Origin of the sequence: Mesorhizobium sp. WSM4306 (assembly GCF_007003975.1) — a bacterium.
Classification (GTDB): domain Bacteria; phylum Pseudomonadota; class Alphaproteobacteria; order Rhizobiales; family Rhizobiaceae; genus Mesorhizobium.
Map to the genome: position 1 here is coordinate 15,832 of NZ_VFTC01000016.1, position 16,038 is coordinate 31,869.

The 16,038-nt window shown below is 63.7% G+C and carries 15 protein-coding genes; 7 read left to right on the forward strand and 8 right to left on the reverse strand.

The features are described from left to right. Positions 1-86: 86 nt before the first annotated feature. A complete protein-coding gene (gene galE, locus FJV77_RS19030; protein WP_142868306.1) occupies positions 87-1,082 on the reverse strand; it encodes a UDP-glucose 4-epimerase GalE in 996 nt (331 codons plus the stop codon). A 278-nt stretch (positions 1,083-1,360) separates the two neighbouring features. On the opposite strand from galE, the gene hemA reads away from it, so the two are divergent. Continuing rightward, positions 1,361-2,638, forward strand: coding sequence for a 5-aminolevulinate synthase (hemA, locus tag FJV77_RS19035; RefSeq protein WP_142868307.1), 1,278 nt, complete (start codon positions 1,361-1,363; stop codon positions 2,636-2,638). A gap of 243 nt (positions 2,639-2,881) precedes the next feature. Here hemA and FJV77_RS19045 read toward each other — a convergent pair whose 3' ends face one another. After that, the gene (locus FJV77_RS19045; RefSeq protein WP_142868308.1) at positions 2,882-4,048 is read right to left on the reverse strand and encodes a pyridoxal phosphate-dependent aminotransferase; all 1,167 of its coding nucleotides are present in this window, start codon (positions 4,046-4,048) and stop codon (positions 2,882-2,884) included. A 207-nt stretch (positions 4,049-4,255) separates the two neighbouring features. After that, positions 4,256-4,678 carry a large conductance mechanosensitive channel protein MscL gene (gene mscL / locus FJV77_RS19050; protein ID WP_023669649.1) on the reverse strand — a complete coding sequence of 141 codons (423 nt, stop codon included), beginning with the start codon at positions 4,676-4,678 and terminating at the stop codon, positions 4,256-4,258. A 251-nt stretch (positions 4,679-4,929) separates the two neighbouring features. Here mscL and FJV77_RS19055 point away from each other — a divergent pair, with 251 nt between their 5' ends. Beyond that, positions 4,930-8,418 (forward strand): PAS domain-containing hybrid sensor histidine kinase/response regulator, encoded by a 3,489-nt coding sequence (locus tag FJV77_RS19055; RefSeq protein WP_185970378.1) that lies wholly within the window; start codon positions 4,930-4,932, stop codon positions 8,416-8,418. 15 nt (positions 8,419-8,433) lie between these two features. On the opposite strand, the gene FJV77_RS19060 is transcribed toward FJV77_RS19055, so the two are convergent. Next, positions 8,434-9,066: a TetR family transcriptional regulator gene (locus FJV77_RS19060; RefSeq protein WP_142868310.1), complete on the reverse strand. Its 633-nt coding sequence runs from the start codon at positions 9,064-9,066 to the stop codon at positions 8,434-8,436. Between the two features lie 94 nt (positions 9,067-9,160). On the opposite strand from FJV77_RS19060, the gene FJV77_RS19065 reads away from it, so the two are divergent. Next, positions 9,161-9,811: an O-methyltransferase gene (locus tag FJV77_RS19065; protein ID WP_142868311.1), complete on the forward strand. Its 651-nt coding sequence runs from the start codon at positions 9,161-9,163 to the stop codon at positions 9,809-9,811. Positions 9,812-9,864: 53 nt separating this feature from the next. Here the strand turns inward: FJV77_RS19065 and FJV77_RS19070 are convergent, their stop codons facing one another. Both FJV77_RS19070 and FJV77_RS19075 read right to left on the reverse strand, forming a co-directional pair. After that, positions 9,865-10,524: a response regulator transcription factor gene (locus FJV77_RS19070; protein ID WP_142868312.1), complete on the reverse strand. Its 660-nt coding sequence runs from the start codon at positions 10,522-10,524 to the stop codon at positions 9,865-9,867. A gap of 102 nt (positions 10,525-10,626) precedes the next feature. After that, on the reverse strand, positions 10,627-11,061 hold the full coding sequence (locus FJV77_RS19075; RefSeq protein WP_142868313.1) for a hypothetical protein: 435 nt from the start codon (positions 11,059-11,061) through the stop codon (positions 10,627-10,629). Positions 11,062-11,167: 106 nt separating this feature from the next. Between FJV77_RS19075 and FJV77_RS19080 the strand changes: the two genes are divergently transcribed. The 3 genes from FJV77_RS19080 (at position 11,168) to FJV77_RS19090 (ending at position 13,029) form a co-directional block, all read left to right on the forward strand. Continuing rightward, positions 11,168-11,518 carry a DUF952 domain-containing protein gene (locus tag FJV77_RS19080; protein WP_142868314.1) on the forward strand — a complete coding sequence of 117 codons (351 nt, stop codon included), beginning with the start codon at positions 11,168-11,170 and terminating at the stop codon, positions 11,516-11,518. Further along, the gene (locus tag FJV77_RS19085; RefSeq protein ID WP_142868315.1) at positions 11,515-12,591 is read left to right on the forward strand and encodes a quinone-dependent dihydroorotate dehydrogenase; all 1,077 of its coding nucleotides are present in this window, start codon (positions 11,515-11,517) and stop codon (positions 12,589-12,591) included. The genes FJV77_RS19080 and FJV77_RS19085 overlap by 4 nt, the downstream gene beginning before the upstream one ends. A 123-nt stretch (positions 12,592-12,714) precedes the next feature. Continuing rightward, positions 12,715-13,029, forward strand: a complete 315-nt coding sequence (locus FJV77_RS19090; protein WP_142868316.1) for a hypothetical protein — start codon at positions 12,715-12,717, stop codon at positions 13,027-13,029. A gap of 36 nt (positions 13,030-13,065) precedes the next feature. Here the strand turns inward: FJV77_RS19090 and FJV77_RS19095 are convergent, their stop codons facing one another. Further along, entirely contained in the window at positions 13,066-14,403 is a 1,338-nt protein-coding gene (locus FJV77_RS19095) for an MATE family efflux transporter (protein WP_246691314.1), read from the reverse strand. Between the two features lie 133 nt (positions 14,404-14,536). Here FJV77_RS19095 and FJV77_RS19100 point away from each other — a divergent pair, with 133 nt between their 5' ends. Continuing rightward, positions 14,537-15,439, forward strand: a complete 903-nt coding sequence (locus FJV77_RS19100) for a histone deacetylase (RefSeq protein WP_142868318.1) — start codon at positions 14,537-14,539, stop codon at positions 15,437-15,439. Positions 15,440-15,449: 10 nt separating this feature from the next. Here FJV77_RS19100 and FJV77_RS19105 read toward each other — a convergent pair whose 3' ends face one another. Beyond that, entirely contained in the window at positions 15,450-15,713 is a 264-nt protein-coding gene (locus FJV77_RS19105; RefSeq protein ID WP_142868319.1) for a DUF6460 domain-containing protein, read from the reverse strand. Between the last annotated feature and the right edge of the window lie 325 nt (positions 15,714-16,038).

Consider the following 16,038-nt stretch of genomic DNA (forward strand, 5'->3'; position numbering starts at 1 on the left):
CGCGGCGCAGCGCCTCCACGCTTTGCTTGCGAATGCCTTCAATAGCGCTTCGCCGCGCGCCTTGCGAGCCCTTGGGGACGCTAGGCTCAGCCCCGGGCGGAGTTCTTGCCGGTCAGGATGCGCTCCCAGGCGAGTGCGTCGGCGACGATCTGGTCGAGATCGTCGCGCTGCGGGGTCCAGCCGAGTTCGGCACGCGCAAGGTCGGAATTGGCGACGATGGCGGCGGCGTCGCCGGGGCGCCGGTCACCCATCTTGACCTCGAAATCGCGGCCGAAGGCGCGGCGCACACTGTCGATGACCTCGAGCACCGAATAGCCATGGCTGTAGCCGCAATTGGCGACGAGGCTGCTGCCGCCGGCGCGCAGCCGCTCCAGCGCAAGGCGATGCGCGGCGGCCAGGTCGCTGACATGGATGTAATCGCGCATGCAGGTGCCGTCCGGCGTCGGATAGTCGGTGCCGAACACCTGCATGAAGGGACGCTTGCCGAGCGCGGTCTCGCAGGCGACCTTGATCAGATGGGTGGCGCCCGGGGTCGACTGGCCGGTGCGGCCCTTGGGATCGGCGCCGGCGACGTTGAAATAGCGCAACGCCGTGTAGCGCAAGGGGTGCGCGAGCGCCGCATCGCGCAGCATCCATTCGCTCATCAGCTTGGACAGGCCGTAGGGCGATTCCGGCGCCAGGCGGGCATCCTCGCGCACCGGTTCCAGCCCGGCGCCGCCATAGACGGCGGCGGTGGAGGAAAAGATGAAGTTCGGCACGCCTTCACGTACCGCGGTTTCGATCAGCGTGCGGGTCTTCGAGGTGTTGTTCTCGTAATAGGTGAGCGGATCGGTAACCGATTCCGGCACCACGATGGAACCTGCGAAATGAATGATCGCGTCGACCTTGTTCTCCCGGATGATCGAGCTGACCAGGTCCCGGTCGGCGACATCGCCGACAACGAGCTTGGCCTCCGGCGCCACCGCCCATTCGAAGCCGGTGGAAAGGCGGTCGAGCACGACGACGCTCTCGCCGGCATCCAGCAGTTCCCAGACCATGTGGCTGCCGATGTAGCCGGCGCCGCCTGTTACCAAAACCGTCATTCCGTATCCTCGCTATTCAAGATTTATCGGAAACTGTCTCAAATGCCGCCTTACTGGAAAGACCGCCGCAGGGCTATACAAGACCGGTATGTTAAGTCCGTAACAGTCTCAGCGGCCCAAGGCATCGTAGTGAAACAAAGTTGATGCACATCAAGGGAATAGGCCACGATCCCGGATCGTTAGGAACAGTGGCGGGGCGTGGCATTTTGACCAAACAGGCCCGGTGGACGACGAATGGGCCAATGATTATGATCCCGCGCAAAACTTGGGAAGGCGACATGAACTATCAGCGGTTCTTCGAGGAAGCGATCGACCAGCTCCATGCGGAGCGGCGCTACCGTGTCTTCGCCGATCTCGAGCGCATTGTCGGCAAGTTTCCGCGCGCCATCTGGCGTTCCAACGGCCGCGCCGAGGAAATCACCGTCTGGTGTTCCAACGACTATCTCGGCATGGGCCAGAATCCCGATGTCATCGCCGCGTTGCAGAACGCGGCCGGCAAGATGGGCTCGGGCGCCGGCGGCACCCGCAACATTTCCGGCACTTCCAACCCGCTGGTCGAACTCGAAGTGGAACTTGCCGACCTGCACGACAAGGAAGCGGCCCTGGTCTTCACCTCCGGCTTCGTCTCCAACGAAGCCTCGATCTCGACCATTGCGCGGCTGTTGCCCAACTGCCTGATCATCTCGGATGAGTTGAACCACGCTTCGATGATCGAGGGCGTGCGGCGCTCGGGCGCCGAAAAGAAGATCTTCCGCCACAATGACGTCGCGCATCTCGAAAGCCTGCTGCAGGCGGCGGGTCGCGAACGCGCCAAGCTGATCGTCTTCGAGAGCGTCTATTCGATGGATGGCGACATTGCGCCGATCAAGCAGATCGTCGAACTGGCCGAACGCTACAATGCCATGACCTATGTCGACGAGGTCCATGCCGTCGGCATGTACGGACCGCGCGGCGGCGGCATCACCGAGCGCGAAGGCCTGGCCGACCGCATCGACATCATCGAGGGAACGCTCGCGAAGGCGTTCGGCACGCTCGGCGGCTATATCGCCGGCAACAGCGCCGTCATCGACGCGGTGCGCTCCTATGCGCCGGGCTTCATCTTCACCACGGCGCTACCGCCGGCGATTGCCGCCGCCGCCACCACCTCCATCCGCCACCTGAAGCGCTCGCAGGCCGAACGCGATGCGCAGCAGCGCCAGGCGTCGCGGACCAAGGAGGTCCTGTCCGCCGCCGGGCTCCCGGTGCTGGAATCGCCCACCCATATCGTGCCGGTGCTGGTCGGTGACCCCGAACTGTGCAAGATGGCCAGCGACCGCCTGCTCGGCGTGCATGGCATCTACATCCAGCCGATCAACTATCCGACCGTGCCGCGCGGCACCGAGCGGCTGCGCATCACCCCGACGCCGTTCCATACCGATGCGCTGATTGCGGGACTGCAAGACGCGCTGGTCGAGACCTGGGATGCGCTCGGCATTCCCTACGGTTCGGCAGGCCGGCCCGCTGTCGCCAAGAGCGACCGGATTGTTCCCCTGCTGGTGCCGAAGTCGGGCGGCTGAAGGCGGGTTCGCGCCTGTAGCGATTTGATCTGAGACGGCAGCGCCGCCCCTCATTGTCCTGCCGGCACCTTCTCCCCGTATAGTGACGGGGAGAAGAAGGCTGGCTGCAACGCCGGCGCCTATCCTGCAATGCTGGCGATTGGCGAAACCATCCGCGACAGCCTCTTTCTCCCCGTCACTATACGGGGAGAAATGTCCGGCAGGACAATGAGGGGCGGCGCCGACCTACAAAGGCAAGCGTTCTCAAACAGTTGTCATCCACTTCGCCAGCCGGTGTGCGGCTTCCTCGAGCTGATCGAGGCGGCGGTGGAAACACAGGCGCAGGAACGCTTCGCCGCCCGGGCCGAAGGCCGTTCCCGGGGCCAGGCCGACATTGGCCTTGTCGACGATGTCGAAAGCGGCCCGGCGCGGGTCAGTGAGGCCGTCGACCGTGAAGAACAGATAAAACGCGCCTTGCGGCACGGTGAACCGCGCCTTGCCGGTGGCGCCGATTATGCCGCAGACCAGATCGCGCGCCGCGTGCGCGCGCTCCACCTGCTCGACGATGAAGGCATCGCCGTGGTCGAGGGCGGCGACCGCGCCGCGCTGCATGAACTGGGCGACACCCGAGGTCGAATACTGGATCAGGTTCTCGAACACCTGCTGCAGGTCGGGATGGGTCTTGATCCAGCCGATGCGCCAGCCGGTCATCGCCCAATTCTTGGAAAAGGAGTTGACGAACAGGATGCGGTCTTCCGCGGTCGAAATGTCGAGGAAGGACGGCGCGCGACCATGGCCGTAATGGAACAGCGAATAGATCTCGTCGGCGATGATCCACAGACCCTTTTCGCGGGCGAGGTCGAGGATCGCCTGCAGCGTTTCCTTGTCGGCGGTCCAGCCGGTCGGGTTGGATGGCGTGTTGACGAACAGCGCCTTGGTGCGCGGCGTCACCGCAGTCGCTATTTTGTCGACATCGCAGGACCAGCCATTGCCGGACTGGTCGAGCGTGACCGCAACCGGGGTAGCGCCGGAAACACCGGCTGCGGCGGCGAAATTCGGCCAGGCCGGCGACAGATAGACAACCTCGTCGCCACTGCCGGCGACGGCGGCAAGCGCCAGCTGGATGGCATGCATGCCGGAGCCGGTGGCGATGAATTCCTCTTCGGCGAAATTCTTGCCGAAATGCCTGGCATAGTAGCGGGAAAGCGCTTGCCTGAGCTCCGGAATGCCCTTCTGCCAGGTGTAGAAGGTCTCGCCATTGGCCAGCCCCCGGGCGGCGGCTTCCGAGATGAAGGCAGGCGTCGGCAAATCGCCTTCACCGGCCCAGAGGGGGATCATGCCCTCGCGCGTACGGCCGTAATTGACGACGGCGACAATGCCGCTTTCGGGTGCGGCCACGGCTTCGGCGCGCAAGCTATCGATCAAGGTCATGGACAGGTCCGTTTTGATATCGAGCGAATGCTCATAGAGCGGTTCATCGTTTGAAGGAAACGCCGAACCGCTCCATGTCTTTGTTTTTACGCAATTCCGGACGGAAAACCGTTTCACACTTTTCCTGGAATTGCTCTTAGCAGATACGAAAACAGAAAACCCCAGCCGCGAACGACCGGGGTTTTGGTCCAGAAATCTGACGTTGGGCTATTTCCTGGCGAGGAGATCGCGAATTTCGGTGAGCAAAGCGACATCGGCCGGCGGTGGAGCAGCCGGGGCGGCGGGCTTCTCGCGCTCAAGCCGCTTGCGCAGGTTGTTCACCGCCTTGACCATCAGGAAGATGATGAAGGCGAGGATGAGGAAGTTCAGCGTCGCGGTGATGAAGCTGCCATAGGCAAGGACCGCGCCCTGCCCCTTTGCCGCATCCAGCGTCGGGGCGTTTACGGCCGAGGAAAGTCCAAGGAAATAGTTGTTGAAATCCAGACCGCCGAAGATCGCGCCGACGATCGGCATGATGACGTCGTCGACCAGCGAAGTGACGATCTTGCCAAAGGCGGCGCCGATGATGACACCGACGGCCAGGTCCATCACATTGCCCTTGGAAATGAATTCCTGGAACTCTTTCAGCATTCGACCCTCCGTCTCATGGCAGGCCCGCTGCCGCCGTCCTCCGGCGCCGGCCCGCCATACCATAACAAAAACCTGAGGTTGCAACAGAAGCAAAAGCGGGAAAAGACCGCTTTCTCCTTACCTCAGGTCACGGGCTCGACAGGGCGGCGCGTCGTGGCAATGCGCCGAAAGCCGCGATGGACTCGACCCCAAAGCTGTGATTGCGTCTGGGTGGCCGAATGGAAAACCGGCCAAGGAGGGATTTTCGGGCCGTGCAGGGCTGGTTCATTGTCATCATTGCCGTCGCCTATGTGACGCTGCTGTTCGTCATCGCCAGCCTTGGTGACCGGCGCTCGGCGGCTTCCGGGCCCGGCCGTGCCCGGCCCTTCATCTACGCGCTCAGCCTCGCCATCTACTGCACGTCCTGGACCTTCTTCGGCTCGGTCGGCCTGTCGTCGGAGCGCGGCCTCGAATTCCTCGGCATCTATACCGGCCCGGTGCTGGTGTTTGTGTTCGGCTTTCCCTTGCTCAACCGCATCGTGCGGCTGGCCAAGAGCGAGAAGATCACCTCGATCGCCGACTTCCTCGGCGCCCGCTATGGCAAGAGTTTTGCCGTCTCGGCGATCGCCACGCTGATCGCCACCATCGGGGCGGTGCCCTACATCGCCCTGCAATTGAAGGCGATTTCCGGTTCGGTCGGCCTGATGGTCGAGCACTATACGGGATCGCCGCCCTCCTTCGACCCGTTCGTCAGCGACATCTCGCTGGTGGTGGCCATGCTTCTGGCACTGTTTGCGGTGCTGTTCGGCACCCGCCATGCCGATGCCACCGAACACCAGGACGGACTGGTGCTGGCGGTGGCGGTCGAAACCGTGGTCAAGCTCGCCGCCTTCCTGGCGATCGGCCTGATGGTCACCTTCCTGATCTTCGGTGGGCCGGGCGACATGATCGACAAACTGGCCGAGAACATCCAGGTGCGGCAAGCCATGGGCTACAACACCTCGCTCGCCACCTGGCTGGTGCTGACCTGTTTGAGCGGCTTTGCCATCATCATGCTGCCGCGCCAGTTCTACGTCACCATCGTCGAGAACCGCGGCGAGGCCGAATTGCGCACCGCGACCTGGGTGTTTCCGCTCTATCTCGTGGCGATCAACCTGTTCGTGCTGCCGATTGCCTTCGCCGGCCTGTCGCTGGTCGGCACCAGGACCAGCAGCGATCTCTATGTGCTGTCGCTGCCGCTGTTCAGCGGCCATGACGTGCTGGCCATGGCGGCCTTCATCGGCGGCCTGTCGGCGGCGACTGCCATGGTCATCGTAGAAAGCGTGGCGCTGTCGATCATGATCTCGAACGATCTCGTCATCCCGCTATTCGTGCGCCGGCTGCTCAAGACCACGACGTCGGAGAACGAGGACTGGTCGACACTGATCCTCAATGTGCGGCGCGGCGCGATCTTCATCCTTCTGTTCATCGCCTTCCTCTACTACCGCGAGAGCACCAACGCGGCGCGGCTGTCGTCGATCGGCCTGATGTCGTTCGCGGCAATCGCCCAGTTTTCGCCGGCGCTGATCGGCGGGCTGATCTGGCGCGGCGCCAACGGCCGTGGCGCTGCACTGGGCATGGTCGCCGGCATCCTCGTCTGGGGTTACACGCTGCTTTTGCCTTCGCTGTCGGCACCCGACGCCGACATCGTCGTGCAAGGGCTGTTCGGCTTCGAGGCGCTTCGGCCGCAGGCCTTGTTCGGCACCGTCGCCGAGCCGTTGAACCACGGCGTGCTCTGGAGCCTGTCCGTCAACACGCTGTTTTTTGTCCTCGGCTCACTGTCGCGCGCGTCGGTGCCGCTGGAGCGCATCCAGGCGTCAATCTTCGTGCCGCGCGAGTCCGGCCCGATGCCCAGCCTGCGCCGCTTCCGCACCGCCATTACCGTCAACCTTCTCAAGGACACCATATCGCGCTATCTCGGCGTCGAGCGCACCGAGCGCTCCTTCCAGTCCTTCGAAAGGAGCACCGGCGTCTCGTTGCACGGCAATGAGCAGGCCAGCATGGATGTCATCCGCTTTTCCGAGCAGCTGCTGGCGAGCGCGGTCGGCTCGTCGTCGGCGCGGCTGATCCTGTCACTTTTGTTTCGCCGCAACGACCGCGAATCCAAGGATGCCTTCCGCCTGCTCGACGACGCCACCGAGGCGCTGCAGCACAATCGCGACCTGCTGCAGATCGCGCTCGACCAGATGGAACAGGGCATTACGGTCTTCGACCGGGATTTCCGCCTGATCTGCTGGAACAGACAATATCGCGCGCTGTTCGACCTGCCCGACGAGATGGGCCAGGTCGGCGTCTCGCTCGACTTTATCCTGCGCCATCTGGCCGAGCGCGGCGACATCCCTGCCGACCAGCGTGTGGCGATGCTCAATCGGCTGACCAGCTTCGTCAGCCCGTGGCAGATGGAATTGAAGACCAGCGGCCGCATCCTGGAACTGCGCTCCAACCCGATGCCGGATGGCGGTATCGTCGCCACCTATGCCGACATTTCGGGACGCGTCGAACAGGATCTGGCGCTGAAGCGGGCCAATGAATCGCTGGAGCAGCGGGTCAAGACGCGCACCATCGAACTGACGCGCGTCAATGAGGAGCTGGCGCAGGCGCAGATGCTGGCCGAGGAGGCCAATCTCGGCAAGACGCGCTTCCTCGCCGCCGCCGGCCACGACATCTTGCAGCCGCTCAACGCCGCCCGGCTCTACTGCTCGTCGCTGATCGAAAAGGCCGGCAAGGGCCCGGCCGGCAAGGCTGCGGTCAACATCGAATCCTCGCTGGAATCGGTCGAGACGATCCTGGGCGCCGTGCTCGACATTTCTCGCCTCGACGCCGGCGCCATGAAGCCGGATAACACCGCCTTCCGCCTGGACGGGCTGCTGCGCCAGATCGGCAACGATTTTCAGCCGCTGGCCGCCGAAAAGAAACTCGACCTGACGATCATGGCCTCGTCGCTCAGCGTCATGACGGACCGCAATCTGCTGCGCCGGCTGATCCAGAACCTGGTCTCCAACGCCATCAAATACACTAGGCATGGCCGCATCCTCGTCGGTGTGCGACGGCGCGGCGACCTCGCCGAAATCCAGGTGATCGACACCGGCATCGGCATTGCCGGCGACAAGTTGAACACGGTCTTCAACGAGTTCACCCGGCTCGACGAAGGCGTGCGCGAGGCCGAAGGCCTCGGCCTTGGCCTCTCCATCGTCGACCGAATCGCGCGGGTGCTGAGGCTCGAGATCCGGATCTTTTCCTACCCGGGCAAGGGCACGCGCTTTTCCGTCATCCTGCCGGTTGCCGCCGTGCAGGCGCCGCGGCGCGAAGTTGAGCCCAAAGCGCCTGCCCGCGTCGCGAACTCGCTGGCGGGGCTGCGCGTCATGTGCATCGACAATGATGCCCGCATCCTCGACGGCATGCGGCTTTTACTCGAAGGCTGGGGCTGCAGCGTCGGCACATTTTCCGGCTCGGAGGATTTCGCCAGGGCTGACATCCATCGTCCCGACATCGTGCTTGCCGACTATCACCTCGACGGCAGGAGCGGTCTCGACGTGATAGCGCGGCTGCGTGACATCCACGGCCGCGACCTAGCGGCCGTACTGGTTACCGCCGACCGCTCCACCGAGGTCCGCGCCGCCGCCGCCGCGCTTGACGTGCCGGTGATCAACAAGCCGCTGAAGCCGGCCGTGCTGCGCTCGATGATGGCAAGGGTCAGGCCGCTGGCTTCGGCGGCGGAATAATCGCATCGGCCCGTCTCAGCGGTGTCCAAGGCTTATGAGGTAGGCGCAGAACATGTCGGCCATCGCATCGGCGTAGGCTTCGATCTCCGCGTCGGTGCGGGGGCTGCCGGAAAAATCCCTTCCCACCGAACTCAGCGCAGCCGTGATCAGGTCGGCGGCAAGGTCCCGGACCGCATCTGAGGCCTCGGGCAGCGCCTCGCGCATGAAGGCCTCGACCGTGCGGTCCGCCATGGCCCTTGCCTCTTGCGTCTCTGGCGCATCCCGGTAGAGGGGCGCAGCGTCGTTCAGCGCCACGCGCAGCCCCGCCTCTTCGCATTCCGAGCGGATGAAGGCGTGGACCAGGATGCGTATCCGTTCGAGCGGCGGCTTTTCGACGTCCTGAAGAATGGCGCACAAAAGGTCGGTCGTCTGCTGCCATTCGTCGCTCTGCAGCCGGAACAGCAGTGCGGCCTTGTTGGGGAAATATTGGTAGAGCGAACCGACGCTGACGCCGGCCCTTTCGGCAACGCGCGTGGTGGTGAAACGCTGCGCGCCTTCGCTCGCCAGAACCTGAACAGCAGCTTCCAAAATCGCCGAGATAAGCTCGACCGCACGCGCCTGCTTGGGCTGTTTTCGCGAGGAAATAGAAAGGCTTGGACGTTCGGCCATGGTGGTGTCCGGCAATGCGAATTGGAAACCTGAAGGATTATTCGTATTTTCAGCCCGACACAAGAACGCAATGATTTTCGACTGGAGACTTTTCATGACCACCCTCACCCCGCTTGCACCCCTGCTCGCCCGTCTGTTCAAGGAGGCGGAAGCCGCAACGAGCCCAGCTGCGGCCAGCTTCTCGGGCGACGAGCGGGAACGCCTGCTGCGCAGCAAGACCGAATATGTCGATTTCTACGGACGGCTGAAGGACCTCTGGCTCGCGGTTTCGCCGGAGACCGGCACGCTGCTCTACATGCTGGCGCGCAGCAGTGGCGCCCGCGTCATCATCGAGTTCGGCACCTCGTTCGGTATCTCGACGCTCTATCTGGCGGCAGCGCTGAGAGACAATGGCGGCGGCCGCCTGATCACCACCGAGTTCGAGCCGTCCAAGGTGATGCGGGCCAAGGCCAACCTGACCGAAGGCGGCCTCATCGACCTGGTGGAAGTCCGCGAGGGCGATGCGCTGCAGACGCTGAGCGCCGATCTCCCCGAAACGATCGATCTCTTGCTGCTCGACGGCGCCAAGGCGATCTACCCGGAGATATTGAGCCTGGTCGAAAGCCGGCTCAGGCCCGGCGCGCTGGTGATCGCCGACAATGCCGATTTCAGCCCCGAATATCTGGAGCGCGTGCGCGATCCGGCATCGGGCTACATGTCGACGCCGTTCGGCGACGACGTCGAACTGTCGGTGAAGTTAAGTTAAGGCCGCCGGCGGACTGCTTGGCTGGGATAGAACAAAGCTGAGCGCTCCGGCGCTCAGCCCACCGGCTGCAGCGGGTCGTTGCCGATCTTGGACAGCTGGATCACCGCCTGGGTGCGGCTGTCGACGCCGAGTTTTTGCAGGATGGCCGAGACATGCGCCTTGACCGTCGCTTCGGAGACGCTGAGCTCATAGGCGATCTGCTTGTTGAGCAGGCCTTCGGCCAGCATGCCGAGCACGCGCGTCTGCTGCGGCGTCAGCGCCTGCAGCCGCTTGATCAGGTCCGATATTTCGGGGTCGCGCTCGACGCCGAGATCGATGCCGACGGGCGCGGCGATATCGCCAGCCAGCACCGTCTGCACAGCGCTGCGGATCTCCTCCATGCTGGCCGATTTCGAGATGAAGCCGGAGGCGCCGAGATCGAGCGCGCGCCGGATGGTCACCGGGTCGTCATGCGCCGACACCACCACCAGCGGCACCGCCGGGTGGATACCGCGCAGCGAGATCAGGCCGGACAGGCCACTGGCGCCCGGCATCGACAGGTCGAGCAACACCAGGTCGACATCCTCATTGGCCACGACCAGCGCCTTGGCGCTCTCGAAATCGCCGGCCTCATGGATGGCGGCGACATCGCCGACGCCGGCAAGCGCCTCTTTCAGCGCGCCGCGGAAAAGCGGATGATCGTCGGCGATGACGAAGGTGTAGCCCGACGGCAAATATTCCTCCCCAAATCCCGTTGTTGATTTATCGGCTTCTACGGGACCGGACGATTATGCGGCGAAGCGTTCTGTTTTCAAGCGGCAATGGCCGGATGCGGCTCAGGTCTTTTGCGAATTGAGCTTGGCGCCGTCGCCATTATCCTTGTCCATCTCCTTGACGATGCCCATGAAGCCACGCATGAAGCGCTCCATGTAGTTCATCGTCTTGTCGAAATCCTCCTCGCTCGGCAATTTCGATTCGAGGCGGGCGGACAGCGAATTCTCCAGCTTGGTGACGCGCTCGTCCATGGCCTTCATCGAGGCCTGCAAACGGTCGACCTCGTCCTGGAAGGCGGCACGTTCGTCGGCGGCCATCTTGCAGACGAGCTGGCCGGACCGTTCCTCGCAGATCGACATGGCGCCGGTCTGCGTGTCCATGCGGACATAGCCGTTGGCCGATTTTTCCAGCCGGTAGCGATCGGTCTCCTCGGACCAGGCCGATGCCGCGACCAGCGAGACCAGTGCGGCGGGGATCAGTATGTGCTGCAGACGCATGTTCCATCCTCCACGAGCCAGTGTATAAGAGCCTATCACAGCTTTGCGCCGTAAATGCGGAAGAGTTGCCCTTCCCCGCATGATCGGTTCGGACTATAGCCCAGCCATGTCACAGATTATCTACAAGATCGCGCCCGCAGCGCTTTGGCGCGAAGCCGAGAAAAACGGCCGCTTCACCGGCGCTCCGATCGATATCGCCGACGGCTTCATCCATTTCTCCACCGCAGACCAGGCCAGGGAGACAGCGGCGAAGCACTTTGTCGGCCAGACCGATCTGCTGCTGGTCGCCATCGACGGCGCCCGGCTGGGCGAGGCGCTGAAATACGAGGTCTCGCGCGGCGGCGCGCTGTTTCCGCATCTCTATGGCGTGCTCGACATGAGCGCCGTGCTGTGGGTGAAACCATTGCCGCTCGGCGCCGACGGCGTGCATCAGTTCCCTGAGATGGAGGGGCAATGAGCGTGCTCGACCGGATCGGCCAGAAACTGCTGTTCACCTTCGATCCGGAGACGGCGCATGGCATGTCGATCGCGGCATTGCGTTGCGGCCTGCCGGTCGGCGCGCGGGCAGTACGCGACGACAGGCTGAAGGTCAGCCTATGTGGCCTCGCCTTTCCCAATCCGCTCGGCATGGCCGCCGGCTATGACAAGAATGCCGAAGTGCCGGACGCGCTGCTTGGCCTCGGCTTCGGCTTTGCCGAGGTTGGCACGATAACGCCGCTGCCGCAGGCCGGCAATCCGAAGCCGCGCATCTTCCGGCTGACCGAGGATGATGCCGTGATCAACCGGCTGGGCTTCAACAATGAGGGCCACGAGGCGGCCGAGAAGCGCCTTGCCGCGCGCAAGGGGCGCGGCGGCATCGTCGGCGTCAACATCGGCGCCAACAAGGACAGCGCCGACCGTGTCAGTGACTATGAATTGGGCGTCTCGCGCTTTGCGAAATACGCCAGCTATCTCACGGTCAATATCTCGTCGCCCAACACGCCGGGCCTGCGCACCATGCAGGCGCGCGAGCAGCTCGGCGAGTTTTTGGCGCGCGTTGTCGCTGCGCGTGCTTCCGCCTCGGCGCACCCGCCTGTTTTCCTCAAGATCGCGCCGGACCTGGTCGAGGCCGAATTGGAGGACATCGCCGCGGAGATCAGTGAGAAACAGATCGACGGCGTCATCGTCTCCAACACGACGCTGGCGCGGACCGGATTGCGCAGTACGACCGGCACAGGCGAAGCCGGTGGTCTCTCGGGAAAACCGCTGTTCAAGCGCTCGACCATCGTGCTAGCCAAGATGCGCAAGCTGCTCGGGCCGGAGCGGGCCATCATCGGCGTCGGCGGCGTCGATTCCGCCGAGACGGCGCTGGAGAAAATCCGCGCCGGCGCCGATCTCGTGCAGCTCTATACCGGCATGATCTATGCCGGGCCGGCCCTGCCGGGCCGCATCCTTGCGGGGATGGTGCGCTTTGCCGACAAGGAAGGGCTGACGTCCATCCGCGAGCTGCGCGACAGCCGCCTCGATGAATGGGCTTCGAAACCCCTCTAATCAACGGCTGCGCCGCGAATTTGATCTGAGCGGTGAAGATGGCCGGTGTGCCCCAGCGTCTCACGCCACAGTTAGAACAAACTAGGCTTGTCGGCTGCCTCGGACCAAAAAAGGGAGGCTGCGATGCCATGGACCGCGACTTTCGTCCTTTCGACCTTGATAGTCCCCTTTGAGAACGGCCAATTGGAACCGTATGTGCAGGAGCTTTGCCAACAGGCCAAGGTGGAGGCCCTGCCGGTGAACGTTCCTTCGTCAATCGCGCTGCAATCTGCCGCTGTCTGTTTGTTCGCCTACTCGGACATGGTCTATGCGGGTCAGCCAGCCAAAAGCTGTGATGCGGTGGTAGCGGCACTGAGACCTGACGACCCGAAGGCAGCGATGGATGTTTGCGAGGCAGCGGGAAAGATAACCCGAGATTCGGCCAGCGGCCGTTTCTGATGGCACCTTATCTCGGAACAGGATGATCGGATTGAGCTAAAACGCCGTGCTCACTCTCAGCCGCAAGATCGCCAGCAGGCTGAAGCCGCGCACCAGCAGGAAGACATGCAGCGCCGCCCACAGGCCGTGATTGCCCAGCGACGGCGCCAAGATGAACAATGCGGCGCTGAAGGCCAGGAAAGACACGAGCATCATGTTGCGCATGTCGCGCGACCAGGTCGCACCGATGAAGACGCCGTCCATCTGGAAGGCCAGCACGCCGCTCAGCGGCGTCAGGGCCGCCCATGGCAGATAGACATCCGCGACGTCGCGAACGTCCTGCGACGTGGTGATCAGGGCGACAAGGCCGGCGCCGCCGAGCCAGAAGATCAGCGTCGCGGTTCCCGCCAGGCCGAAACCCCAGAACACGGTCAGGCGCACCGCCTGACGGAACGAGGTTTCGGCGCGCGCGCCAATGGCGCGTCCCGCCAACTGTTCGGCCGCCGTGGCAAAACCGTCGAGGAAATAGCCGGCGAAAAGGAAGAAGTTCATCAGCACGGCATTGGCCGCCAGCATCAGCGTGCCGAACTGTGCGCCCTGGCGGGTGAACAGCGCGAAGGCAGCGAGCAGCGAGAACGAGCGGATCATGATATCGCGATTGAGCGACAGCATGCGCAGGAAGGCGGCCATGTCGAGCAGGCGATGCCGCGGCAGGCGCGGTGCGGCCCGGAACCGCCAGACGATGATGGCGAGGCCCAACAGCATGGCCAGCAATTCGCCGGTGACGGTCGCCCAGGCGACGCCGGCGACGCCCCAGCCGAGCTTCAGGCCGAGCAGGATGCAGAGCACAATGTTGATGCCGTTGAGCACCGCCTGCAGCATCAGCCCCAGCCCGCCCTCGCCGCGCCCCAGCACATAGCCGAGGATGGCATAGTTGATCAGCGCGAAGGGGGCGGCGAGCATCCTGATCCTGATATAGACGCCCATGGCCTCGCTGACGCGCGGTTCGCCGCCGATGAATTTCTGGCCGGCGATGGCTATCAGCGGCGCAAGGGCGACAAGCGCGATGCCGGCGGCGACCGCGATCAGCACGGCGCGCCAGAACACCGCCTGCTCCTCCGTTTCGTCGCCGCGCCCGAAAGCCTGGGCGACGAGGCCGGTGGTGCCGGAGCGCAGGAAATTGAAGGTGTTGAAGACGACGTCGAAGACCAGCGCGCCAGCCGCCAGGCCGCCGAGCAGGGCGGCGTCGCCGAACTGGCCGACCACCGCCGTGTCGACGATGCCGAGCAGAGGCGTCGTCAGATAGGCGAGCGTCATCGGCACGGCGATGGCAAGCACCGAACGGTTGGTGACGGCGAAAGGTCTCGCGTCGGCTGGGGTTGCACCCGTGTCCAGGGGATAGCTGCCTTGCTGATTGCGGCTTGATCGAACAACCGATGTGCCCCATTTTCCGGCCACCGCGCAATTACCCTTGTCGTTATGGCCAACCGAAATCTTCGGCCTGGCGCGAGCCCGCCGGATCCAGTGCATGCCCCTGCAGATCGTCCACCACCCCGACTACGATGCCGGCTTCGCGGTCAATCATCGCTTTCCGATGAGCAAATATCCGCTGCTGATGCAGGCCTTGCACGCGCGGGGTCTGATCCACGCCGAGGCGCTGTCGATGCCCGAGCCGGCACCGGCCTCCTGGCTGAAGCTTGCGCATGCGGCCGACTATGTCGACCAGGTCATCGCTTGTTCGGTGCCCGAAAAGATCGAGCGCGAGATCGGCTTTCCCGTGAGCCCACGCGTTTCGCTCAGGGCGCAACTCGCCGCCGGCGGCACGGTGCTGGCGGCGCGGCTGGCGCTTGTCAACGGCATTGCCTGCAACACCGCCGGCGGCAGCCACCATGCGCGGCGCGCGCAGGGCGCCGGCTTCTGCACCTTCAACGATGTCGCCGTCGCTTCGCTGGTGCTGCTCGCCGAAGGTGCCGCCGAAAACATCCTGATCGTCGATCTCGACGTGCATCAGGGTGACGGCACCGCGAACATCCTGAAAGACGAACCACGCGCCTTCACCTTCTCCATGCATGGCGAGCGCAATTATCCCGTGCGCAAGATCGCCTCCGATCTCGACGTCGCGCTGCCGGACGGCACCGGCGATGCCGCCTATCTCGAACGGCTAGGCATCCTCCTGCCGGAGCTCTCGGCTAAGGCGCGCTGGGACATCGTCTTCTACAATGCCGGTGTCGACGTCCATGCCGAGGACCGGCTTGGCCGGCTCTCGCTCAGCGATGTTGGCTTGCGCGCCCGCGACGCGATGGTGACCGGCCATTTCCGCGCGCTAGGCATTCCGGTCTGCGGCGTCATCGGCGGCGGCTATTCGACCGATGTTGTGGCGCTGGCAGCGCGTCACGCCATCCTGTTCGAGGTGGCCTCCAGCTTCGCCTGATGAGCGAAAGTCACTTCCGGTAGTTGGCGACCCTGAGCAGGATGAAGACCGGCACGACGATGGCGGCCCCAAGCACGATATAGCCGAGGAATCGATCGATGGCGTGGAAACCGAGATTCCACAGATCGATGAAGAAATTCTGGATGCGGTAGAACACGTCCATCGGCGTCCAGCCGAAGGCGTTCATCACCAGGCCGACCAGAAACGACACAACCAGCAGCTTGATGATCACCCTGATGGGCGAGTCACCGAGAAAGCGCGTCAGTGCGGACAAGGGCCTGCCTCCAGATTACCGGCGCCCGGATTCGGGACACAGACCCACGAATACGCACTTGCTGCGCCCGTATCAAGGCAGGCGGACCGGCGCAGCCGTTAAAGACGGGTAAACAGAAATCCTGCAAATTGCTGAAAATAAATAGAAAAATCTTCACCGCTGCGGTCCGCGCAATGTGCGTGCAATTTTCGCCTGCCAGATAGGACGCGTCTTTAGAGCGAAACGCCGTGCCGACATTTTCAACCCGCAAGGCGACGCCTTGCGGGCACGGATTTCCGTTGCCCGCGAAAGACATTCAAACCGGAGCGTGGCCATCCCAGAGGCC

What these genes read in the sequence shown, in the direction of transcription:
- galE (WP_142868306.1), bottom strand. Translation starts at nt 1,082, where the DNA reads ATGACGGTTTTGGTAACAGGCGGCGCCGGCTACATCGGCAGCCACATG.
- hemA (WP_142868307.1), top strand. Translation starts at nt 1,361, where the DNA reads ATGAACTATCAGCGGTTCTTCGAGGAAGCGATCGACCAGCTCCATGCG.
- FJV77_RS19045 (WP_142868308.1), bottom strand. Translation starts at nt 4,048, where the DNA reads ATGACCTTGATCGATAGCTTGCGCGCCGAAGCCGTGGCCGCACCCGAA.
- mscL (WP_023669649.1), bottom strand. Translation starts at nt 4,678, where the DNA reads ATGCTGAAAGAGTTCCAGGAATTCATTTCCAAGGGCAATGTGATGGAC.
- FJV77_RS19060 (WP_142868310.1), bottom strand. Translation starts at nt 9,066, where the DNA reads ATGGCCGAACGTCCAAGCCTTTCTATTTCCTCGCGAAAACAGCCCAAG.
- FJV77_RS19065 (WP_142868311.1), top strand. Translation starts at nt 9,161, where the DNA reads ATGACCACCCTCACCCCGCTTGCACCCCTGCTCGCCCGTCTGTTCAAG.
- FJV77_RS19075 (WP_142868313.1), bottom strand. Translation starts at nt 11,061, where the DNA reads ATGCGTCTGCAGCACATACTGATCCCCGCCGCACTGGTCTCGCTGGTC.
- FJV77_RS19080 (WP_142868314.1), top strand. Translation starts at nt 11,168, where the DNA reads ATGTCACAGATTATCTACAAGATCGCGCCCGCAGCGCTTTGGCGCGAA.
- FJV77_RS19085 (WP_142868315.1), top strand. Translation starts at nt 11,515, where the DNA reads ATGAGCGTGCTCGACCGGATCGGCCAGAAACTGCTGTTCACCTTCGAT.
- FJV77_RS19090 (WP_142868316.1), top strand. Translation starts at nt 12,715, where the DNA reads ATGCCATGGACCGCGACTTTCGTCCTTTCGACCTTGATAGTCCCCTTT.
- FJV77_RS19100 (WP_142868318.1), top strand. Translation starts at nt 14,537, where the DNA reads ATGCCCCTGCAGATCGTCCACCACCCCGACTACGATGCCGGCTTCGCG.